Origin of the sequence: Streptomyces sp. SID13031 (assembly GCF_010548305.1) — a bacterium.
In the GTDB taxonomy this organism is placed as follows: Bacteria; Actinomycetota; Actinomycetes; order Propionibacteriales; family Kribbellaceae; genus Kribbella.
This window is the reverse complement of record NZ_JAAGLV010000001.1, coordinates 206,886-228,178: the sequence shown is the minus strand read 5'-3', so window position 1 is coordinate 228,178 and position 21,293 is coordinate 206,886. Positions and strand designations below refer to the sequence as shown.

Below are 21,293 nucleotides of genomic sequence, written 5' to 3'. Positions count from 1 at the left end.
GGTGGCAGAACCGCGCACCCCGAGGAGAGCCCGGATGGCAATGGTCGAACTCGAACGGACCCCACTAGACGATGTGGCCCGGGCCCGAGAGCAGACCTTCGCCGGTCTGCAGGCAGCGATGCCACCGGCCATCCTGGCCGAGGCATTGAGCTGCAGCGTCCGGCTCCAGGCCGAGCTGCCGTACCGCGAGGAGCTGGAACGCAACCTCGTCATGGTGGCCTACGGCGGCGGCAAGGACAGCTCGTACACGCTGGCCTTCGTCCGGGCGATGCAGCTGATCCTGTATCGCGTGCACGGCCGCACGTTCAAGATGCGGGTGGCGACCAACCGGCACGCGGGCATGCCCCGGCCGGTGATGGAGAACATCGACCGCGAGTACCACGCTCTGCGGCTGTTCGACGACCCGGACTGCGAACTGCTGCTGGTCGACGGCGACGAGGTGTCGGAGTTCTACGTCGACTCGCCGCAACGCGAGCACGTGATCCGGCGCAACCGGCTGGACATCCTGATGACCGGCCACCGCACCTTCGCCGATGGCCGGCCGACGTTCTGCAACTCCTGCAACCTCAGCGTCTTCAACGCCTTCGGGGTGGCCGCGGCTCACGGCGACGGCGCCGACATCATCATCACCGGCGACTCACCGCGCGAGCAGCGCCAGTACACCGCGTGGGTCGGCCGGCTGGCCCGCCAGATCCGGGCGACGGACTCGGCCACCATCCGGCCGCACGCCAGCACCGACAACGGGTTCGGCAAGGTACTCGGTCAGCTCGACGACATCGCCGGCGCGTACTTCACCGACATCCTCGGCCCCGACGCGGCCACCGCGATCGCCGAGCGGCAGGTCAGCACCGACGTACCGGAGCACCTGCAGTTCTTCTCGATCTACAACGAGACCGACTACGCGGCCGGTGACCACTTCGAGCTGCTGACCGGCTTCCTCGGCTTCCAGTTCGACGACCTGGCGTTCAGCTTCACCGAGTCCGACTGCGCCAACCCGGCCCTGATGGCGCACCTGCGCGGGCTGAAGGCCGAGCGGTTGTTCCAGCGCTCGTACGACGAGGGGATGGCCGAGTACGTCGACTTCGCGCTTGGCCTGATGCGCAAGAAGGACATCCCGGCCGGCCTGATCGAGATGATGCGGGCCCGCTACGACACCCCGGACGCGCTGCTGCGGATGCGGACGCTGGCCGAGGAGTACGCGCTGGAAACCTTCGCGCTGACCGAGTCGCACCTGGTCTGTATGACGTACTCCCCCTTCGCCGGGCAGGGCGCCGGCCTCGAACAGTTCCTGGAGCGCGAGCACCCCGAGCTGTCCGGCCGGCTCACCGAGATCCACAGCCTGCTGGCCGGCGTGACCGGCGACCAGGAGCTGGCCGCCGAGATCGAGCAGCTCAGCGGGCTCGAGGCGAGCCAGCTCCGCGTCCTCTACAGCCGGTCGGTGCAGACGCCCGGCGGCGGCGGTACGCCGGTGATCGACCTGATCCTGCAGGGCGACCCGCACAAGGCCGTCATCGAGACCCGGCACACCCAGAACGGTCCGAACACCTTCGAACAGATTTCGGGAAGGTAATCATGGTCGTACACATCTCCCGGCTGGATCGCGACAACCTGCTGCACGAGTACAGCGTCGACACCCAGCGGCTGATGCCGTGGGCGGTGCTGAACGCGCCGTTCGAGGTCTCGTACGCGATCTGCCGGGCGAACACGGTCTCGAAGCTGCACACGCACCACGAGCAGGAGATCTTCGTCGCCGTGTCGGGCGAGGTCGAGGTCGAGTGCGGTGGCGAGCGGCAGCCCTTCCGGGCCGGTGACGTCTGCTACTTCACGCCGGGTCAGCTGCACCGGGTGCACAACCACAACGACGAGGACTTCGTCTTCACCAGCATCTGGTGGGACCCGGAGATGTCGCACCGGTTCCTGGCCGAGCACGCCGGTTCCGAGACCGAGAAGCTCGCAGCCGAGGCGCATGAGAAGGAAGCCGAGAACTCCGCGACCGCCGAGGCGATCGAGAGCGCAGAGCGAGCGGGGGTCACCGCGTGACCGGCGTACTGCCCTCCGAGGACGACCGTCCCGTCCTCGTCCTGGGCCCGAACCCGACTCCCAACGGTGGCATGCACCTCGGCCACATCGCCGGGCCGTACCTGGCCGGTGACGTCTACGCGCGCTACCAGCGGGCCCGCGGCCGCAACGTCATCTTCACCACCGAGACCGACGACAGCCAGACCTACGTGGTCGCGTCCGCCGCCCGCGAGGGGATCACGTCGGAGGAGCTCTGCAAGCGCTCGACCGGGCAGATCCAGGAAGCCCTGCAGGCGATCGGTATCTCCTACGACGGTTTCGGCCCGTTCGACTCGATGTACAAGGCAACGGTCCTGCAGTACTTCAGCGCGCTGCACGCCGCCGGGGTGTTCAAACTGAAGACGGTCCGGCTGCCGTTCCTGGAGCGGACCGGCGAGTTCATGGTCGAGGGCCTGATCGAGGGCGACTGCCCGGTCTGCCTGTCGAGCAGCCGCGGTGGCCTGTGCGAGACCTGCTGCCACCCGAACAACTTCGACCAGCTGATCAACCCGCACTCGACGATCAACCCCTCCGACGAGCTCACCTACCGCGAAGCCACCATCATGGTGCTCCCGCTGGAGGAGTATCGCGACCGGCTGACGAAGTACCACGAATCGCTGGCCACCCACCGCCGGCCGCACGTGCGGCAGATGATCGCCGAGCTGATGGCCCGGCCGTTGCAGGACATCCCGATCACCTTCCCGCTGAACTGGGGTATCGACGCGCAGTTCCCGGAGGTCCCCGGTCAGGTGCTCAACGCCTGGCTCGAACTGATCCCGGCCGGCATGTTCACCACCTCGTACGCCGCCCGCAAGCTCGGCCGCGACACCGTGCCCGGCGAGCTGTGGCGCAAGACGGAGAACCTGCGGATCGTGCACTTCCTCGGCTTCGACAACGCGTACTACTTCTGCCTGCCGCACATCGCGATGCTGATGGCGCACGGCGACAAGTACGTCTGGCCGGAATCCATCATCAACAACGAGTTCTACGAGCTGGAGAGCTCGAAGTTCTCGACCAGCAAGCGGCACGTGCTGACGCCGCAGGAGCTGCTGAAAGAGGTACCGCGGGACGTCGCCAGGCTCTACCTGGCGCTGACCGCACCGGAGTACCAGCGGTCCACCTTCAGCCGGGCCGGCCTGGACAAGATGGCCGAGGACCGGTTGATCGGTCCCTGGAACCAGCTCGCCGGAATCCTGGCCAAGGCGGTCGCCAACGCCGGCGACGACAGCGCCAAGCTGCCGGTCACGCCGACCGCGCGGGGCCGGGTGGTCGCGATGCTCGAGCGGTTCGACCTCAGCTACGAGATGCCGACGTTCAACCTGAACCGCTCGGCGGACACCGTGCTGGTCCACATCGACCGGCTGCGGAAACGCGCGGCAGCCCTCGACGGTATCGGCCTGGACGAGCAGCCCGAGGCCTGGGGCGAACTGTTCAGCGAGGTCAAAGCCCTGCTGGCGTTGGCCTCTCCCCTCCTCATCGACCTCGCGACGGCAGCCCGCGAGGCAGGCGTCTTCGACGGTATGCCGGACGCCGGGGTACTGGTCACCGGAGCGTTCGACGTCACCGAGGTCGCCCCCTTCGCGCCGCCGCTGTTGTCGGCCGAACCCACCGGCGGTGCGCTCGCCGGAGGTGGGTGACCCCCGTGCGAATCACGGTGGTTGGTGGTGGCGTGATCGGGCTGCTCACCGCGATCGAGTGCGTCCGCGCGCCCGGCGTCGACCAGGTGGATCTGGTCGACGCCGGTCCGATCCCCTCGCCGCTGGCCACGTCGAACGACCGGCTCCGGGTGGTACGGGCGCTGCATCGCAACGACTTTGCGCTGACGACCGCGGCTGCGGGCGCCCATACCGCTTGGCTCGATGTGGAACGTCTGCTGGGCGCGCGGTTCTACCACCCGACCGGAGCGCTCACCGCGGTGTCGGCCGAGAACGCGTCGGCTGAGCTCGCGACCCTCACGGCAGTCGGCGCGAAGGCCTGGGCGCTGTCGCCGCAAGACGTGGCCGCCTGGTATCCGCGCGTGCACTTCCCCGAGGGAACTGCCGCAGTACTAGAGGCCACGGCCGGTGTGGTGCTGGCCGACCACGCGTTGGTCGCCATGGCTCACTGGCTGGGCGAGCAGCCTCAGGTGCGCCTGCATCCGCACCGGGAGGTCGTCTCGGTGACTGCGGTCGACGGCGCTGGCGTGGTCCGGTACGCCGACGGCGGGACGCTGACCTCGGACCGGGTAGTGGTCGCCGCCGGGCCCTGGTCGCGCGAGTTGCTGGCCGGCTCGGTCGGCTCCGACCTGACGTTGTACCGCCAGAGTGTTCTCTCGTACCGGCCACCCACCTGCCGGCGGAACTGGGCCGAGATGCCTGTTGTCCTGGGCCTCGGTCCGGTTGGCGATGCCTGGTTCATGCCGATCGTGCCGCAGTCCGATGCACCGATGCGGTTGAGTGCGGCCAGCGCCTGCAGGCCAGTGGACGAGATGACCGACCGAGGCACGCCGGATCAATGGCGCCACCACCTCATCGAGCTGTTCTCCCACGTGATCCAGTCCTTCGACCCGGCGGGAATCGTCGGCGCCACCGACGGCTACTACCTGTCCGAACGGACGCGAGGTGGCCCGCTGCTGGCTTCCTACGGGTCAGGCACGGTGTGGGCGTTCGCCGCCTGCGGCGGGATGTCCTTCAAGTTCGCACCCCAGATCGCCCGGGCGATCGCCGATCGCGCTGTGGGCGCAGCACCGCGCCCGACCGGTCTTGAATCGATCGACAGGCCGCGCCAGCTCGCCGCGGTCGGTGAGGAGTAGATCACGATGCTGTGTAAGTCACAATGAAGTTGCTCGCGCTGGAGGCCGTACAGAACGCCGGCTACTACCAGTCCCGCTACCAGCAGGTCGAGGAGTTCGGCGGCACGCTGTTCGTTCTCAACGGCCTCGGCGAGGACGGCTACTGGCCGGCCGACCGGTACCGGATCGCCGGCTCCAAACACATCGACGACATCATCGCGGCCGCTCGCGAGTGGCACGAGGCCGAAGGGTTCCACGGCCTCCTCACCTTCTCCGAGTCCGGTGTCCTCACCGTCGCCGCAGTGGCCGAGGCATTGGGTTTGCCGACGGTCGGCCTCGATGCGGCCAGGATCAGCCGGAACAAGCTGCTGATGCGGGAGGCTCAGGAACGCGGCGGCGCGCCGGTACCGCAGTACCGGCTGGTGCCCGACCTGACCGCGGCGCTGGCGGCAGCGGACGAGTTCGGCTACCCGATCATCCTCAAGCCGACGTTGGGTGCCGCGAGCAACTTCGTCTTCAAGGTCGACAGCGCGGACGAGCTGCGGACCCGGTTCCCGCAGGCGCAGGCCGGGATGGCGGGCATGTCCTGGTTCCGGATGGAGGCCGACGGCCTCGACCTCGGGCCGTACGGGCTGCTGGTCGAGTCGTTCCTGGACGGCCGGGAGCTGCAGATCGAGGCGGTCGTCTGGGACGGCGAGGTGTACCTCGGCTCGATCGTCGACCGGATCACGATCGAGGGCAACACCTTCGATGACGACGCGCACCAGGCCCCGACTACCCTCGACGCCGACCAGCTGGCCGCCGTCCACGAGGTCGTCACCGCGGCGGCGCACGCGCAAGGCCTGCGGCGGAGCGTGATGCACGCCGAGGTCCGCTTCCACCAGGGCAAACCGCACATGCTGGAGATCGCGGTACGGCCGGGTGGTGGCGGGCTGGACTACTTCGCCCGGCTGAGCACGGGCTACTGCCCGATCCGCGGTGTGATGGCCGTGGCCGTTGGCAACAAACCCGACGTCCGGCACTACCACCCGACCGGCGTTCATCTGGCCGGTACCTGCCTGATCAGTGGCCCCGGCCGGATCGAGCAGATCACCGTGCCACCGTCCGTGGCCGGCGACGACCGGGTGTTCTTCCTCAAGATCACCGCCAAGCCGGGCGATGTCGTGCGGCGCCCGCCGGACGGCAACAACATTCTCGGCTTCCTCTGTACCAGCGGAGCGACCTTCGACGAGGCGATCGCGACGGCGTACGAGTTCGCCGCCCAGATCGACGTCCGCCTGGCCCTGCCCGCCACTGCCTGACAGAACCATGAGCTCCAGCTGATTAGAAGGGTGACCTGATGTCCACAACGTTGACCACACAGGATTCCGGCCAGCCGACCGAGGCCGGCCGGCCGATCAAGGGTGGCATCGTCACCTGGGCCTGCAACCCCGGTTTCCCGCCGGCCGCGATCTTCCCGTTCACGCCGCGGGAGCGGATCGGCATCCGGAACCTGTACGAGTTCCAGATCCTGATGTTCCGCCCGCTGTACTGGCTCGGCAAGAACGGCGCCGCCGGCGTCGACCACGACCTGAGCCTGGCCTACCCGCCGGAGTGGAGCGAGGACGGGCTGAGCGTCACCGTCACGCTGAAGCCCTGGCAGTGGTCCAACGGTGAGCCGATCTGCGCCGACAACGTGATGTTCTGGGTGAACATGATGGCGGTCAAGGGCGACCGGCTCGGGTACTACGTGCCCGGCTACTTCCCGGACAACCTGACGTCGTACGAGAAGGTTGCCGAGGACAAGGTCAAGTTCACCTTCCAGGAGGTGTACTCCAAGACCTGGATCGAGATGAACCAGCTGTCGCTGATCACCCCGATGCCGAAGGCCTGGGACCGGACCGCCGACGGACCCGCCCGGGCCTCGTTCGACAAGGACGACATTCCGGCCGTCTACGACTACCTGGTGTCGGAGAACGGCGAGTGGACCGAGGAGGCCAACCTGCACCGCGGCGGCTGGGCCGCAAGTCCGGTGTGGAGTGTCGTCAGCGGCCCGTGGAAGCTGAAGAGCTACGACCTCGACGGCCTGGTCACCTTCGTCCCGAACGAGAACTACTCCGGCCCGAACAAGCCCCAGCTGGCCGAGTTCCGGCAGGTGCAGAACGACACCGACGACCTGATGTACGAGCGGCTGTTGGCCGGCCCGGACGCGGAGAACGGGATCCACATCGGCTACCTGCCGCCGGGCATGGAGGTCACCGACGGGAGCCCGGACCCGCTGGCCGAGAAGTACCGGGTGGTGCCGCAGGACGTGTTCGTGGTCAGGTACATGCCGTTCAACTTCGACAACGACTCCGACGCAGCGGCGATCTACAAGCACGCCTACGTCCGGCAGGCGCTGCAGATGTGCCTGGACCAGGACCGGATCATCAGCGAGGTCTTCAACGGCAACGCCTACCGGATGGACGGCCCGGTGCCGTTGTCGCCGCCGAACCCCCACGTGTCCCCCAAGCAACTCAAGGACCCGTTGCCGTTCGACCCCGCGGCCGCCAACGCGCTGCTCGAGGCGCACGGCTGGGACACCAGCACGATGCCGGCCGGCTGCGTGCAGCCCGGTGAGGTGGCCGGCTGCGCCGGTGAGGGCATCGAGATCGGCGCCCACCTGTCCTTCACGATGCGGTACGTCGAGGGCAAGGACGCACTGCTCAAGCTGCTGGAGATCTTCAAGGCCGACGCCGCCAAGGCCGGGATCGAGCTGAAGCTGGAGCCCGTCTACGGCTCGGTGATGGTGGCCGAGGACCACAGCCCGAACGTCGCGAGCAAGCGGCTGTGGGAGCTCAACACCTGGAACGGCGGCTGGTCGTTCTACGGCCACCTGACCGGCGAGATGCTGTTCGCGACCGGTGCCGGCAGCAACTTCGGCGACTACTCCGACCCGGTGGCCGACAAGCTGATCGACGCGACCGTGCACAGCGACGACCCGGAGGCGATGTACGCCTACCAGGACTACATCGCCGAGCAGGTGCCGACGATCTGGTCGCCGGGGTTCCCGAACCGGATGTTCGAGGTGGCGAAGAACCTGCGCGGCGTCGAGCCCTGCAACCCGTACGGCCTGATCAACCCCGAGGACTGGTACTACGTCGAGGACTGATCCCCGCAACGCAAGCCGCCCCAGCTCGAAGAGCTGGGGCGGCTTTCTTGGTGCCTGAGGTCAGTGCTTCAGCGGGGTGGTCGCCGCCGGCAGGTGGTGCATGCCGCGCAGCAACGTGCTCGGCTCCCACTCCAGGAACTTCGGGTCGGCGGTCATCCGCAGATCCGGGAAGCGTTCCAGCAGCCGGGTCAGCGCGATGTTCGTCTGCATCTTGGCCAGCGGCTGGCCGATGCAGAAGTGCGGACCGTGGCCGAACCCCAGGACGCCCTTGGGCTTGCGGTCCAGGTCCAGCTTGTTCGCGTTCTCGTACTGCTCCTCGTCGCGGTGCGCCGACAGGATCGACAGCGCCATGATGCTGTTCTCCGGCACCACGGTGTCACCGATCTCGATGTCCTCCAGCGAGAACCGGAAGGTGGCCACCCCGACGCCACCGTCGTAGCGCATCAGCTCGTCGATCGACTGCGACATCAGCGACAGGTCGCCGCGTAGCCGGCCCATCGCGTCCGGGTTGGTGAGCAGGCTGAGGATCGAGTTCGACAGCGTGTGCTGCGAGGTGATGTGGCCGGCCACGGTGTAGAGGAAGATCATCGCGACGAGTTCGTCGTCGGTCAGCCGGTCACCGTCCGGGTTGCCCTCGATCATCGCGCTGACCATGTCGTCGCCGGGGTTCTTGCGCTTCATGTCGATGATCGCCTGGCCGTACTCCTGCACGTTCTTCGACGCCTGCTCGACCACCTCCGGCGGGTGCCCCGCTCCGACCAGCTCGACCGCCCACTGCTGGAACCGTTCCCGGTCCTCGAACGGGATGCCGAGCACGTCGCAGATGATCACGATCGGCAGCGGCTGGGCGAACTCGGTCACCAGGTCGACGTCGTCGCGACCCTCGAGCTTGTCCAGGTACTGCCCGACCAGCTCCTCGATCCGGGCCCGGAAGTCCTCCATCCGCTTCAGCGTGAACGCCTTGCTCACCAGCGAACGCAGCCGGGTGTGCCGCGGGGCGTCGGTGTTCAGCATGTGCTGGGACAGCTCGTCGTCGAAGCCGACATCGGGCTTGTCGGTCTCGACGTAGGTGCCGGTGTGCCGGGCGAACATCTCGTTCATCCGGGTCCCGTCCTTGCTCACCCGGGGGTCTTGCAGCAGCGTCCGTACGTCCGCGTACCGAGTGACGAGCCAGACGTCGGCTCCGTGCGGGAAGACCACGTGGTGCACGCGGCCCGCCTTCCGGTAGGGCTCGAGAATCTCGTACGGCCTCTGCATGAAGTCGTCCGGGATTCGATCGAGGTCCCGATGGATTTCGATGGTCATATTGGTCCGATCCTCCTGCCAAGGGGGCGTAACGACAGGGGCGCACACGCGCTCCGCGATGTATCGCCGTCATCCCCTAGAGGCAGCCGGCAGGCACCCCTGATACGCGTTTTTTGTTGCCCTCCAGACCCTGTTGGTGAGGCCTTCGGCGAGGTAGCCTGCGGGACCAAAAGCCCACCGGCAAAACCGCCGGAACGGTGCGCCTGCCCGACCCCCAGGGGAGAAGTAACCGATGAGTGAAGAAGTCGACCGCGACCCGGCCCCGGCCGAGCAGCCGCCGGGCACCGGGCTCGGCGCGATCGCGACCTGGCGGCAGACGTCACTGACGTCCAAGGCCCTGCTGTTCGGTGTGTTCGTCAACCGGCTTGGCGCCTTCCTGCAGATCTTCCTGGTGCTGTTCATGACGCACAAGGGCTTCTCGGCCGGCGAGGCCGGTTTCGCCCTCGGTGTGTACGGCGCGGGTCACGTACTGGGCTCGTTCGTCGGCGGCTGGCTGACCGACCGGCTGAGCGCCCGGGCGGCCACCCTGATCAGCATGCTCGGCTCGGCCGCGCTGATCGTCTCGATCCTGTACATCAAGCCGTACGGCCTGATCCTGGTCGCGATCCTCGTGGTCAGCACGGTCAGCCAGCTGAACCGGCCGGCCGCGCAGGCGATGCTGGCCGAGCTGACCAAGCCCGGCCAGCTGGTGATGACGATGGCGATGTACCGCCTCGCGATCAACCTCGGTACCGCGGTCACCCCGATCGTCGGCGTCGCGCTGGTCTCGGTCTCGTACAACCTGCTGTTCTGGGCCGAGGCGTTCGCCGCGGTGCTCTACAGCGCGATCGCGTGGAAGTACCTGCCCGGCAAGGCGGCCCCGGAAGAGATCGCCAAGAAGGCCGCGGCGAGGGCCGCCGAGAAGAAGCAGGGCTACCGCGCCGTACTGTCCGACTGGCGCTACGACTTCTACCTGGCCGCCGTGTTCTTGGTGACCATCGTCTACTGCCAGTACCTCGCGGTACTTCCGCTGGCGATCCTCGACGACGGCCTGAGCCTGTGGTGGTACAGCCTGGTGGTCTCGGCGAACGCGATCGTGGTGGCGGTCTGCGAAGTGCCGGCCACCAAGTACGTGCAGACCTGGCCGTTGCGGATCACCGCCATCGCCGGCTTCGGCCTGGTCGCGGTCGGGTACGGCGTCTATGCGATCGCGCTGATCCCGGCCCTGCTGATCGTCGGCACGATCATCTGGACGGCGTCTGAGATCATCGGCGCGCCGACCACCTTCGCCTACCCGGGCATGGTCGCGCCACCGCACCTGTTGGGCCGGTACTCCGGCGCCATGCTGACCGTCTTCGGCCTGGGCAACGCGGTCGGCCCGGCCGTCGGCGTCTGGGCCTGGTCCCACCTCGGCCAGACCTTCTGGCTCTGGGCCGCCGGCGTGGCAGTCCTCTCCGCAGTCTGCGCCCGCATCGGCATGCGCCGCCCCGACGAGGCCCCGGTAGAAGAAAAAGTCACCACCCCCGACCCCAGCACCGAACCGGCCACTTAATCAACCACCGACAACAAACCGCGCCGCGGCCCGCTTGCGGGTCGCGGCGCGGTTTGTTGTCGTTACTTGACCGGGAGTGCGGTGCCGGGTTCTACGTCCGAGTCTTCCGGCAGGACGTGCATGGCGCAGCCGACGTAGGCGCCGCCCTTCAGGCGGATCACCTCTAGGTCCGACTCGACCGTGTTGGCCCGGGCGAAGACGCCGCCGTACCCGTTGACGACGGTGAAGACGCCCCAGTTCACCAGCCACGGCTCCGGGTCGCCGTCCGGCATCGTGAAGTACTCCACCACCGGGCGGATCCGGCGCTGGATCACCCAGGGACCGTCCACGGCCGCCCGGACGCGCTCCTCCCACAGCTCCGCGCTGGTGTCCTTCCGCCAGCCCAGCAGCACTCCTTCGCCACCATGCAGCTGGGTCGGCTTGAGGACCAGCTCGTCGCGGTGGCTGAGCACGTAGTCGATCAGCTCGACCTGGCTGCCGTCCTCCAGCGTCACCGGCTCGCTGCGGACCACCCGGGTCCACGGCAGGATCCGGTCCAGGCTGACCAGCGTCTGCTCGTCGAAGTGCTTGCGGTTCGCCTCGTCGGACAGCATCGCCAGCGCGCTCTTGCTGGCGAACATCTCCGAGTCCAGCGGGGTGAAGATCTTCACCTCACCGCGCGCCGCCGCGTCCAGTACCGGCTCCATCAGCGCCAGCGAGTCCGGGTCCTCGAGGTCCTCCAGCATGAACAGCCGCTGGATGATGTCGAGTTTCGCGTCCCCGAGCCAGACCCCGCCGTCGCGCACCTCGAGCATCCCGATGTGCCCGTAGACGGTGTCGATCCCCATCTCGGTCAGGCGCCCCGAGAAGTGCTCCATGTACGGCTCGAGCGTCTCGTAGCTGGCCGGCCAGTCGACGGTCGCCATCACCGGCCGCCGCGACCCGCGCTCGAAACCGCTCTCGACCAACATGTCGTTGACCTGCTCGCGCATCGTGTCGACATAGGTGAGCCGGTGCTGCTTCGCGAAGTCGGCCAGTACGGACTGGTCCAGCAGCGCCCGGGCCATGTCCGACTGGTCGATACCGCCCAGCGCGCTGCCCATGTTGAACTCGAGCAGCTTGAAGCCGGTCTCGCTCAGGTACAGGTCGCCGCGGCTCTGCTTGGTGACGGTGGTGCCGCGGCTGCGCAGAACCGCCGACACCTGGACGTCACTCAGGCCGACGGCCTTGCCGAAGGCGGCGAAGTCACCGCCGTACAACTTGTCGGGCAGGCTGACCAGCGCGGCATGCATCGTCACCATGTCGTGCCCGAGCTGCTCGGTCTCCTCGGCGCCGAGGAAGAGCGGGCGGGACAGGTACCGGCCGCCGTAGAAGGACTGGAGTCCGACGGACTCCGGTTGGGTGCTGACGAGTTCGCCGGCCGAGATCCCGCGTCGCTTGACCTCGTCCAGGTACTGCGCACTGAGTTCAGCTCGGCTCAAGCCGGTAACCATATGTCGGACCTCCGAGTTGGCTGGGCGGAGCAGACCGCTCCTACTCGGACAGAGACCTCCACCCCGCGCTGGAAATACACCCCATGGGTGAGGTATCTGACGACGCCATCGGCGCGCTCTTGTCGGCATGGAAACCATCGCCAGGCGGCACACCACCCGCCACTACCTGATGTGCCCGCCGACCCACTTCGACGTCACCTACTCCATCAACCCATGGATGAACCCCGGCAAACCGACCGACCAGTCGATCGCCATGGACCAGTGGCAGCGCATCCACGACCAGCTGGTCGACCTCGGCCACACCGTCGACCTCGTCCCGCCACTGCCCGGCCTGCCCGACATGGTCTTCGCCGCCAACGGCGCCACCGTGTACGGCGACAAGGCCCTGGTGGCCCGGTTCGTGTACGCCGAGCGCGACGCCGAGTCGCCTGGCTACCTCGACTGGTTCGCGGCTCGCGGGCTGTCAGTGCAACAGGCGGAGCTGTCGAACGAGGGCGAAGGTGACTTCCTGGCCGCCGGACCGTGGATCCTGGCCGGTAACGGCTTCCGCACCGACCGCCGCAGCCACGTAGAGACCGAGGAGTACTTCGGCCGCCCGGTGATCGGGCTGACCCTGGTGAACGACAAGTTCTACCACCTGGACACGGCCCTGTCGGCGCTGGACGAGCACAACATCATGTACTTCCCCGAGGCCTTCACCCGGGGCAGCCAGGCCATCCTGCGCCAGCTCTTCCCGGACGCGATCATCGCCACCCACGAGGACGCCGAGGCGTTCGGCCTCAACGCGGTCTCCGACGGCAAGCACGTGCTGATGCCCGAAGGCGCCGCGAACCTCACCGCCCAACTGCGCAAGGCCGGGTTCGAGCCGATCGGGATGGACGTCTCCGAGCTGCTGCGGGCCGGCGGCGGCGTGAAGTGCTGCATCCTCGAGCTGCACGACGAAGCCCCGGCCGGATGATCGATTACGACGGCAGGAGGTTCCGCGATGTCGCACACGCCGAGGGCGATGGCCCGTCGGCGACGTACCGGCAGCGCGGTGACCTCCTGTGGGGCGACTTCGGTGGCGGCAGCGTCCGGCGTGGCTCGCTGACCGGCCTGTGCCACCCGGACGGGTCGATCGAGTTCACCTACACGATGGCGCTGGCCGACGGCTCGGTACTGGCCGGGCGCTGCGAGAGCACGCCCGAGATGCTGCCCGACGGGCGGATCCGGCTGCACGAGCACTGGGAGCGGTACGGCCCCCAGGCTGCCACCGGAGTCTCCCAGCTCGACGAGATCAGTCCAGACTGAGCAGGCCGGTGTATCAGGGCAGCGCGGACCGGTGCTCTGGTTGTCATGGATCATGTCGCCGCCGTTCCTGCCGGCAGAACCGTCGGGGACGGCGATCTGACCGTGTTGCTGACCAGCGTCTCGTCGGACTCGCACACCTGGAACCTGGTGTTCCTGCAGTTGGTCCTCGAAGAGCTCGGCCACCGGGTGCACAACCTCGGCGCCTGCGTGCCGGACGAGCTGCTGATCTCCGAGAGCCGTCGGTTGCAGCCCGATCTGGTCGTGGTCAGCACGGTCAACGGGCACGGCTTCCACGACGGACTGCGGGTGATCACCCAGCTCCGGGAGCTTCCCGAGCTGGGTGAGATCCCGATGGTGATCGGCGGCAAGCTCGGGATCGCCGGACCGGGCTCCGACGGCAGCCGGGCCAAGCTGATGTCCGCAGGGTTCAACGCGGTCTTCGACGACGGGACCGGTCTGACCGCCTTCCAGTCGTACGTCCGTCAGCTGACCACGGGCGTTGCTTCGTGAACCTCCCTTCCACCGGCTCGTTCGGTGACTTCGTCACGCGTGCACACCAGGCCGGCCGGCTCGTCGTCCAGCCGCGGATGGGCGTCAGCGACGCCACCGCGATGCGCAACGGGCTGGAACTCACCAAGTCCGCGGCCGCGACCACCGTCGGCACGATCACCCTCGACAGCTACACCCGGGTCGGCGACAACGCCAGCGCCAGCGCCGCGCTCGCGGCCGGTATCGACCTGAACGGCTACCCGATCGTCGCGCACGACCTGATCACCACCCGCGCAGTACTGGACGGCCTGGTCGGCCCGGACTTCCCGGTTCAGATCCGGCACGGCTCACCGTTGCCCGCGGCCATCATCAAGTCGCTGATCGGAGCCGGTCTGCACGCGACCGAGGGTGGGCCGGTCTCGTACTGCCTGCCCTACAGCCGGGTGCCGCTGACGGAGTCGATCCCGAACTGGGCCCTCAGCTGCGAGTTGCTGGCCGAGGTCCGGGAGAGCGGGGTCGAACCGCACCTGGAGAGCTTCGGCGGCTGCATGATGGGCCAGCTCTGCCCGCCCGGCCTACTGGTCGCGCTGAGCGTGCTGGAGTGCATGTTCTTCCGCCAGCACGGGATCCGCAGCGTCTCGCTGAGCTATGCCCAGCAGACCGACCCGGACCAGGACGCGGAAGCGGTGTTCGCGATGCGCCGGCTGGCCGCCCAGTGGCTGCCGGACGTCGATTGGCATGTCGTCATCTACACCTACATGGGTGTGTACCCACGTACTCCCGAGGGCGCCTCGCGGCTGCTCGAAGAGGCCGCCCGGCTGGCCGTCCGGACGGCGAGCGCCCGGCTGATCGTGAAGACAGTTGCCGAGGGCTACCGGATCCCCACCTTCGCGGAGAACGTCGCCGCGCTGGAGACCGCCTCGGCCGCTGCCGCTCGGTGCACCCGGATCATCGGAGACGTCGAGGACACCGGCATCCACGCCGAGGCGACCGCCTTGATCGAGGCGGTCGTCAACCTCGACCCGGATCTCGGGACGGCCCTGGTGATGGCGTTCCGCCGCGGGTACCTCGACGTGCCGTACTGCCTGCACCCGGACAACGCGGGCCGCGCCCGCAGCTACCTCGACGACCATGGGCGGTTGCAGTGGTCATCAGTCGGGTCGATGCCGATCCGCGGCAGTGTCAGCCTCGAACGGGTCGGCCACACAGGCAACACCAAGCTGACCGCGGCAGGGCTGCTCACCACGCTGTCGTACATCGAGCGGAAGTTCGACAGCGCCAGCCTCGAGCAGGAATACCAAGCAGCGCCGGCGGCCGCTCAGCTTCCTGATCCCGACCCACCGCCGCCGGCCGGACGACCTCACAAGGAGTACTGCAGATGACCGAGACCCGGATACCCCCCACCCAGGCCGACGCCCCGCTGCCGGCCAGTCCGCGTGAGCACCTGACCTCACCGGTTACCCGCTCGGTACTGGTCATCCAGAACAAGATTCTCGCCGCGACCCGTGAGTTCCTCGACGGCCGCGGTTTCATGGAGTTGCTGCCGCCGATCATCGGCCCGGTCACCGACCCGGGCGCCCGTGGCGCCAAGCAGGTCGACGTGGACTACTACGGCCACCGCTACAAGCTGATGACGAGCGCGATCCTCTACAAGCAGGCCGCGCTGACCTCGTTCGACAAGATCTTCTTCATCGCCCCGAACGTCCGGCTGGAACCGCTGGAGACCACGTCGACCAGCCGGCACCTGGCCGAGTTCCACCAGATCGACTGCGAGATGGCCAACGCCGGCCGCGACGACGCGATCGAGCTGGCCGCGAGTCTCGTCCGGTACGTCGTCGAGCGGGTGCTGACCGATCTGCCCGGCGAACTGCACAGCCTCGGCCGGGACGCCGGCGCGCTCGCCGAAGTACTGACCGGCCAGTTCGGCCGTCGTACGCACGCGGAGGCGGTCGCCGATCTGCGGGCCATCGGCCACGACCAGAGCCCGGACGCCGAGATCGACTGGGTCGGTGAGGCGATGTTGTCGGAACAGGTCGACCGGCCGTTCTTCGTCACCGACTACCCCAAGGGCTCGCGCGGCTTCTACGACAAGGAGAGCAAGGACCAGCCCGGTATGCTCCGCAACTTCGACCTGATCGCGGCCGAGGGGTACGGCGAGCTGTGCAGCGGCTCCGAGCGCGAGCAGGACTACGCGACCATCGTCGCGCGGATGCGGGAGACGGCCGAGAACCCGGCGAAGTACGCGTGGTACCTGCAACTGCTCAAGGAAGGCGTACCGCCCAGCGCCGGTTTCGGGCTGGGGCTGGAACGCTTCACCCGGTACGTCGCCGGCCTCGGCTCGGTCTGGCAGGCGAGCGCCTTCCCGAAGGTTCCGGGCATCCCTTCGCCGTGATGAACCTTTTGCGGCGAAGATGTCCCGCATGACGGACGCAACCACACAGCCGGTCGGCCGGCTCAGCCTCGGCCAGGGCACTGCCTTGTACGTCGGGGCCGTGCTGGCCACCGGTGTGATCGCACTGCCTGCCCTGGCCGCCGAGGTGGCCGGCCCGGCGTCGTTGCTCGCCTGGCTCGGCCTCGCGGTGGTCTCCGCTCCCCTGGCGGCGACGTTCGCCGCGCTCGGCGCGCGCTATCCCGACTCGGGTGGCGTCGCGACGTACGCCCGGCTGGCGTTCGGCGACAAGGCGGCAGCTGTGGTCGGCTGGTGCTTCTACCTGTCCGTGCCCGTCGGCGGTCCGGCCGCCGCGCTCTGGGCCGGCGGCTATGTCGAGGCGGGCATCGGCGGTGGCGAGAAGACGGTACTGGCGACCATGCTGTTCCTGATCCTCGCAGTACCGGCCACCAATGCCTTCGGGATCCAGGTGACCGGCCGGGTCCAGATCGGCCTGGCAGTCCTGCTCGCCGTCTTCCTGGTCGGGGCGGTCGCGCTGTCGCTGCCGCACGCGGACCTGGCCAACCTGCATCCGTTCGCGCCGCATGGCTGGAAGGCGATCGGCCCGGCGGCAGCACTGCTGGTGTGGAGCTTCGTCGGTTGGGAAGCGGTCACCCACCTGACCGCTGAGTTCCGCCGGCCGGCTCGGGACGTGCCGCGGGCGACCGCCATCGCAGTGGCAGTCGTCGGCGTGCTCTACCTCAGCGTCGCCTTCGCCACCATCACTGTCCTCGGCGCCGGTGCTGCTGAGACCGATGCACCGCTCGGCGATCTACTGGCGATCGGCCTCGGCGGCAACTCCCGCATCCTCGCCGCCTGCGCCGCGCTCCTGCTCAGCTTCGGCGCCATGAACGCGTACTACGCGGGCGCCTCCAAGCTCGGTGCGGCCTTGGCCCGCGACGGCTCCTTGCCGAAGTGGCTGGCCCACGGCAGCGCTGCCGGCGAGATACCGCGTCGCAGCCTCGCCTTGCTCGCCGGAATGTCCACGGTGACAGCGCTGATCGTGGTGGCGGCGGGAATCGAGCCCTCCTCCCTAGTGCTGCTCACCACCGGGCTGTTCGTCACCGTGTACGCCGTCGGGGTCGCCGCGGCCGTCAAGTTGCTACCGAAGGGCAGCAAGGCTCGCCTTGCTGCCCTGATCGCGCAGGGGGCCGTCTTGGTCCTCCTGCTGACGGCCGGTCGTTACCTGGTCTGGCCGCTGATCGTCACTGCGGCTGCACTCCTCTACCGCTGGCTCAGCCGGCGTCAGCGTCGTCCGTAGAGCGCCTGCATCCCGAGGACATCACCGCTGCCGAGAGTGCGCATGTGTCCAGTACAGCGTCGGACACCCGGGTACATCGTCAGGTTGAGGTCCTCGACGGCACTGAGGTTCACCAGCCCGTACACGTGCCCCATCTCGTGGGTCAGGACCGACTCCACGTCGTACCGCCAGCGGTCCTTCTCCGGCGGTAGCGCAGGAATGCACTTGGGATCGTTGGCCGGGTCGTAGGTCCATTCGTAGTCGGCGCTGTTCATCCTGATGTCGGCCTCGACGGCTCGCGTCACGCCGTGTCTGGTTTCGGACCAGGTACACGTCCAGGCCAGGGTCGCCTCGAATGAGCCGCCGGGCAGGTCACCCTCGTCGATCACGCTGTGCCGATCGCGTTTGCCACAGGTGGTCTGTCCATCGGCGTACAGGAAGTTGCCCTGCCGGGCGGTGTGACCGAGCAGAGCGCCGGATGCGCCGTTCTTGCCGCGCAGGCCACAGGTGTTTTTGCCTTGGGTCATGTTGGCGAGGGACCGTCGGACCGCCGCGTCGAAGTCGGACTGGCGGTTGGTGGCGAGCTTGGTGCCCCAGGTCGTACGGAACAACCAGGGCGAGCGCCACTTGTAGTCGCGGAGTTCGTAGGTGTCCCGGTCGCAGGCACCGGGCCCGGCCAGATCCGGGAACTGATTCGTCGGCTGGTGCTTGGCGGGAGTCTGGACCGCAACGCTGACCAGACCCTTCTCGTCGGTGGTCGAGCTGTAGGTCCGGGCGCCGGATGGATACAGCAGGTCCATCGTGACGCTCTCCCCCGGCTGCTGGACGGTAAGTGCGACGCCGTCGCCGGCGTCGACCAGCCTGCCGACAGCGCCGCACTCCACCGCGGAGTGCGTTGCCAGAGCCTCGGAGTGCAGGATGCCGCCCGGTAGACGGCAGGGATTCGTGGCGGCGACGGCGCCGCCGGTGGCCAGCACCGGCAGCGCGCCGATACCCACCGTGAAGGCGATCACCAGCGTGATCGCGGGTTTGGACTTCCACTGGAGTTTCATGAGGTGCCCCCCGGCCGAGATCTGAGTCGAACGGCCTTCTGATCTAGTTGAGGAGGCGGCACCGCGCGGATGATACGGGTGTCCGTGAAGTGAGTCGTATTTTCCGGCGCGACTTGCGGCCTCTCTGGGGCAGAAGCCAATCAAGGAGGGCATCCTGCGCGCCGAGACGTTCCCCGAGGCAGCCGTCCGAAGCCGGGCCAAGACCGGTGCTGCCGACGTGTTCCCGCCCGCGAACGAGTACGGGCACTCGTTGTTCGGCGCCCAAGTCGATGCCCAGTCCGGCAGCCAGGACTGCCCGATCGACAGATTGCGGCTGGTGCCGCCGGTCTTCGTACCGCAGCGGTTCGCCAAGCTCGTCGACCTGGCCCGCGAACCGGTCTACCGGGACGTGGTGCTGGAGACGACGATCGGCGGCTTCCGGTCCGCGCTGCCGTTGTACGTCTCGGCGTTCGGCTCGACCGAGGCGGCCAGCGTCGCGCTCGGGATCTCTGCCAGCCGGCAGGCCGGGCGGCTGGGCATCCCGATGGTGGTCGGCGAGAACGTGATGCCGATGAACAGCTACGGCCGGCTCGAGGAAGACGCCGGCCGCTCACTGCTCGGCCGGATCAGCGCGTACCAGGACGAGGCGCTGGACGGCTACGGCGGAGTCGTCATCCAGCAGAGCACCGAGGACGCCGACGCCGAGGTGTGGAACCTGGTCTACAGCGACCCGAACGCGCTGCCACTGCTGCAGTCCGGCCGGTTGGCGTTCGAGCTCAAGGTCGGGCAGGGCGCCAAACCGGGTCTGGGCGGGATGACGCTGATGAGCAGCGAATCGGCCGAGCGGTTGGCCGACGCGTATCTCCTCGACCCGGTCGTCGGCAACGGTCAGGTCCTGCGCAGCAGCAGCCCAGGCAGCTTCACCGCGGAGATCCTGCGGCAGCAGATCAGGCTGATGCGCAACAACTACCCGCGGGCCCGGATCTGGGTGAAGCTGCCACCGGCGCGAGACGTTTCGGCGGCTGCACAGGTGGCCTGGGAGGCCGGCGCGGACGCGGTGACGATCGACGGCGCCGAGGCCGGTACGGGCTGGGCCCCGCGCGTGTTCCTCGACCAGGTCGGGCTGCCCCTCGGCGAGTGTTTGCGGCGGATCGGCCAGGAGCGGGCCGATTCGGCTGCCAACTGTCTGCTCGTGTCCGGCCGGATGTGGGAGGGCGCACGGGTCGCCAAATGCCTGGCGCTCGGCGCGAATGCGGCCGGCCTGGGCCGGGCCGCCCTGATCGCGGTGGACACCGACCCGGACAACGGCCTGGCCAACCTGGTCGAGTGCCTGGCGCTGGAGTTGCAACTACTCACCAGCGCCCTCGGCAAATACCACGTCGAGGCGCTCTCCCCCGAAGATGTGTGGGGTCCGTCAAACAACTGATTCAATCCGTGCCCTGCGTCCGGAAATGTCCACCGATTACGGACGCAGGGCAAATGGACTAGGCCAGATGTCGGTTACTGCGGAGCATTTCCGGTACTGCGCGGCGCGCGTGCGAGACGGTCTGCCGGCTGCGGACCAGATCCACCAGCTCCGCGGTCGGCTCGACCCCGAGCTCGCTCTCCAGGCTCTTGCGGAAGAACTCCAGCCGGCGCAACGCCTCGACCACATTGTCCTCGGCCAGATGTACCTCGATCAGCACCCTGGTCGCGCTCTCCCGCAACGGCTCCAGGCGAACCGCGGCCATCGCCGCTTCGATCGCCTCGGCGTACCGGCCGTCGCAGGTCAGCGCCTGGGCGGTCAGCTCGAGCGCGTGCAGTTGCAGCTGGCGCAGGCGCTCCCGCCCCAGCAGCACCCAGTCGTCGTACCAGCCGGGAAGCAGCTCCCCCATCGTGGCCAGCGTCGGCAACAAGCCCTGGTCGGCCCCGCACTCGCCGTCGTTGATCACCCGGCGGATGGCGGTGACGAGCGTGCTGACGTCTACATCAAGCGATTCATCCAGCCGTAGCGTCTCGTCGCCGGTGACCAACGGGTACCGGCTCAGCTGGCGCAGCCGCCACAGGGCCGTCCGCAGACAGGCCTGGGCCTTCGAGTCCGACACCTCCGGCCACAGCGTCCCGGCCACCTCGGCCCGGCTCGAACGGCCGCGCAGCGCGACGTACGCGACCACGCGCCGCGCGCTGAGCGGGATGGACAGCGTCTGCTGGTCGACGACGACCCGGAAACCGTCCAGCAGCCGAAGTTTGGCCGCTTCCGGATTCTCCTCGTCCAGAGTCTCCGGATCGGGATTCCCCGGTTCCGGAGATTTACTACTCATAAGTCCCCCCACAGGCATGAATTCCCACTTCCTGTGATTACTGGGCGACGCTCCGTTACGGCGAGAATCTTTGCCGGACCCGTCTCCCGATATGGGCATCGGCGACCTCCTCTTTGGTGACCCCTGCGTTACCTGCCGTGAAGTCTGAAGCGTCAGCTAATTGAGTACAAGGCATTAGCCCGGCTGATAGCAGACATTTCCCCCGGCAGCTCCCCGGCAGGTCTCTGTATCACCCGAACCGGGTCGTCC

18 protein-coding genes are annotated in these 21,293 nt (G+C 68.1%); 14 read left to right on the top strand and 4 right to left on the bottom strand.

Annotation, left to right across the window (positions count from 1 at the left end):
* Nucleotides 1–34: 34 nt before the first annotated feature.
* The 6 genes from G3I17_RS01005 to G3I17_RS00980 are packed head-to-tail and all read left to right on the top strand — an operon-like array spanning nt 35 to nt 7,958.
* Nucleotides 35–1,570, top strand: coding sequence for a PqqD family protein (locus G3I17_RS01005; RefSeq protein ID WP_164592970.1), 1,536 nt, complete (start codon nt 35–37; stop codon nt 1,568–1,570).
* Nucleotides 1,571–1,572: 2 nt separating this feature from the next.
* Nucleotides 1,573–2,040: a cupin domain-containing protein gene (locus G3I17_RS01000; protein ID WP_164592968.1), complete on the top strand. Its 468-nt coding sequence runs from the start codon at nt 1,573–1,575 to the stop codon at nt 2,038–2,040.
* Entirely contained in the window at nt 2,037–3,695 is a 1,659-nt protein-coding gene (locus tag G3I17_RS00995) for a class I tRNA ligase family protein (RefSeq protein WP_164592966.1), read from the top strand. The genes G3I17_RS01000 and G3I17_RS00995 overlap by 4 nt, the downstream gene beginning before the upstream one ends.
* A gap of 5 nt (nt 3,696–3,700) precedes the next feature.
* Entirely contained in the window at nt 3,701–4,849 is a 1,149-nt protein-coding gene (locus G3I17_RS00990; protein WP_164592964.1) for an FAD-binding oxidoreductase, read from the top strand.
* Between the two features lie 23 nt (nt 4,850–4,872).
* Entirely contained in the window at nt 4,873–6,129 is a 1,257-nt protein-coding gene (locus G3I17_RS00985; protein WP_164592962.1) for an ATP-grasp domain-containing protein, read from the top strand.
* A 38-nt stretch (nt 6,130–6,167) separates the two neighbouring features.
* Nucleotides 6,168–7,958, top strand: a complete 1,791-nt coding sequence (locus G3I17_RS00980) for an ABC transporter substrate-binding protein (RefSeq protein ID WP_164592960.1) — start codon at nt 6,168–6,170, stop codon at nt 7,956–7,958.
* 60 nt (nt 7,959–8,018) lie between these two features.
* Here G3I17_RS00980 and G3I17_RS00975 read toward each other — a convergent pair whose 3' ends face one another.
* Nucleotides 8,019–9,263, bottom strand: coding sequence for a cytochrome P450 (locus G3I17_RS00975; protein WP_164592958.1), 1,245 nt, complete (start codon nt 9,261–9,263; stop codon nt 8,019–8,021).
* 232 nt (nt 9,264–9,495) lie between these two features.
* Here G3I17_RS00975 and G3I17_RS00970 point away from each other — a divergent pair, with 232 nt between their 5' ends.
* Nucleotides 9,496–10,794, top strand: a complete 1,299-nt coding sequence (locus tag G3I17_RS00970) for an MFS transporter (protein ID WP_164592956.1) — start codon at nt 9,496–9,498, stop codon at nt 10,792–10,794.
* Between the two features lie 62 nt (nt 10,795–10,856).
* Here G3I17_RS00970 and G3I17_RS00965 read toward each other — a convergent pair whose 3' ends face one another.
* Nucleotides 10,857–12,254: a hypothetical protein gene (locus G3I17_RS00965; protein WP_203589574.1), complete on the bottom strand. Its 1,398-nt coding sequence runs from the start codon at nt 12,252–12,254 to the stop codon at nt 10,857–10,859.
* A gap of 139 nt (nt 12,255–12,393) precedes the next feature.
* Here G3I17_RS00965 and ddaH point away from each other — a divergent pair, with 139 nt between their 5' ends.
* Genes ddaH through G3I17_RS00935 form a run of 6 tightly spaced genes read left to right on the top strand, consistent with a single transcriptional unit; the run spans nt 12,394 to nt 17,734 of the window.
* Entirely contained in the window at nt 12,394–13,224 is an 831-nt protein-coding gene (gene ddaH / locus G3I17_RS00960; protein WP_164592952.1) for a dimethylargininase, read from the top strand.
* Entirely contained in the window at nt 13,221–13,556 is a 336-nt protein-coding gene (locus G3I17_RS00955) for a hypothetical protein (protein ID WP_164592950.1), read from the top strand. Before ddaH ends, G3I17_RS00955 begins: the two co-directional genes overlap by 4 nt.
* A gap of 45 nt (nt 13,557–13,601) precedes the next feature.
* Entirely contained in the window at nt 13,602–14,066 is a 465-nt protein-coding gene (locus G3I17_RS00950) for a cobalamin-dependent protein (RefSeq protein WP_164592948.1), read from the top strand.
* Entirely contained in the window at nt 14,063–15,427 is a 1,365-nt protein-coding gene (locus G3I17_RS00945) for a methylaspartate mutase (protein ID WP_343238177.1), read from the top strand. Before G3I17_RS00950 ends, G3I17_RS00945 begins: the two co-directional genes overlap by 4 nt.
* Nucleotides 15,424–16,437, top strand: coding sequence for an asparagine synthetase A (locus G3I17_RS00940; protein WP_164592946.1), 1,014 nt, complete (start codon nt 15,424–15,426; stop codon nt 16,435–16,437). The genes G3I17_RS00945 and G3I17_RS00940 overlap by 4 nt, the downstream gene beginning before the upstream one ends.
* A gap of 28 nt (nt 16,438–16,465) precedes the next feature.
* Nucleotides 16,466–17,734 carry an amino acid permease gene (locus G3I17_RS00935; RefSeq protein ID WP_239062086.1) on the top strand — a complete coding sequence of 423 codons (1,269 nt, stop codon included), beginning with the start codon at nt 16,466–16,468 and terminating at the stop codon, nt 17,732–17,734.
* Here G3I17_RS00935 and G3I17_RS00930 read toward each other — a convergent pair.
* Nucleotides 17,719–18,765 carry a matrixin family metalloprotease gene (locus G3I17_RS00930; protein WP_164592942.1) on the bottom strand — a complete coding sequence of 349 codons (1,047 nt, stop codon included), beginning with the start codon at nt 18,763–18,765 and terminating at the stop codon, nt 17,719–17,721. The two genes, G3I17_RS00935 and G3I17_RS00930, sit on opposite strands and share 16 nt — an antisense overlap.
* Nucleotides 18,766–18,982: 217 nt before the next feature.
* Between G3I17_RS00930 and G3I17_RS00925 the strand changes: the two genes are divergently transcribed.
* Nucleotides 18,983–20,170, top strand: coding sequence for a glutamate synthase-related protein (locus G3I17_RS00925; RefSeq protein WP_343238176.1), 1,188 nt, complete (start codon nt 18,983–18,985; stop codon nt 20,168–20,170).
* Nucleotides 20,171–20,228: 58 nt separating this feature from the next.
* Here the strand turns inward: G3I17_RS00925 and G3I17_RS00920 are convergent, their stop codons facing one another.
* On the bottom strand, nt 20,229–21,044 hold the full coding sequence (locus G3I17_RS00920) for a BTAD domain-containing putative transcriptional regulator (RefSeq protein ID WP_164592940.1): 816 nt from the start codon (nt 21,042–21,044) through the stop codon (nt 20,229–20,231).
* Between the last annotated feature and the right edge of the window lie 249 nt (nt 21,045–21,293).

Excerpts from the sequence above, each read along its gene's own strand:
- G3I17_RS01005 (WP_164592970.1), top strand. The coding sequence starts at position 35 with ATGGCAATGGTCGAACTCGAACGGACCCCACTAGACGATGTGGCCCGG.
- G3I17_RS01000 (WP_164592968.1), top strand. The coding sequence starts at position 1,573 with ATGGTCGTACACATCTCCCGGCTGGATCGCGACAACCTGCTGCACGAG.
- G3I17_RS00985 (WP_164592962.1), top strand. The coding sequence starts at position 4,873 with ATGAAGTTGCTCGCGCTGGAGGCCGTACAGAACGCCGGCTACTACCAG.
- G3I17_RS00980 (WP_164592960.1), top strand. The coding sequence starts at position 6,168 with ATGTCCACAACGTTGACCACACAGGATTCCGGCCAGCCGACCGAGGCC.
- G3I17_RS00975 (WP_164592958.1), bottom strand. The coding sequence starts at position 9,263 with ATGACCATCGAAATCCATCGGGACCTCGATCGAATCCCGGACGACTTC.
- G3I17_RS00970 (WP_164592956.1), top strand. The coding sequence starts at position 9,496 with ATGAGTGAAGAAGTCGACCGCGACCCGGCCCCGGCCGAGCAGCCGCCG.
- ddaH (WP_164592952.1), top strand. The coding sequence starts at position 12,394 with ATGGAAACCATCGCCAGGCGGCACACCACCCGCCACTACCTGATGTGC.
- G3I17_RS00955 (WP_164592950.1), top strand. The coding sequence starts at position 13,221 with ATGATCGATTACGACGGCAGGAGGTTCCGCGATGTCGCACACGCCGAG.
- G3I17_RS00950 (WP_164592948.1), top strand. The coding sequence starts at position 13,602 with ATGGATCATGTCGCCGCCGTTCCTGCCGGCAGAACCGTCGGGGACGGC.
- G3I17_RS00940 (WP_164592946.1), top strand. The coding sequence starts at position 15,424 with ATGACCGAGACCCGGATACCCCCCACCCAGGCCGACGCCCCGCTGCCG.
- G3I17_RS00935 (WP_239062086.1), top strand. The coding sequence starts at position 16,466 with ATGACGGACGCAACCACACAGCCGGTCGGCCGGCTCAGCCTCGGCCAG.
- G3I17_RS00930 (WP_164592942.1), bottom strand. The coding sequence starts at position 18,765 with ATGAAACTCCAGTGGAAGTCCAAACCCGCGATCACGCTGGTGATCGCC.
- G3I17_RS00920 (WP_164592940.1), bottom strand. The coding sequence starts at position 21,044 with ATGAGTAGTAAATCTCCGGAACCGGGGAATCCCGATCCGGAGACTCTG.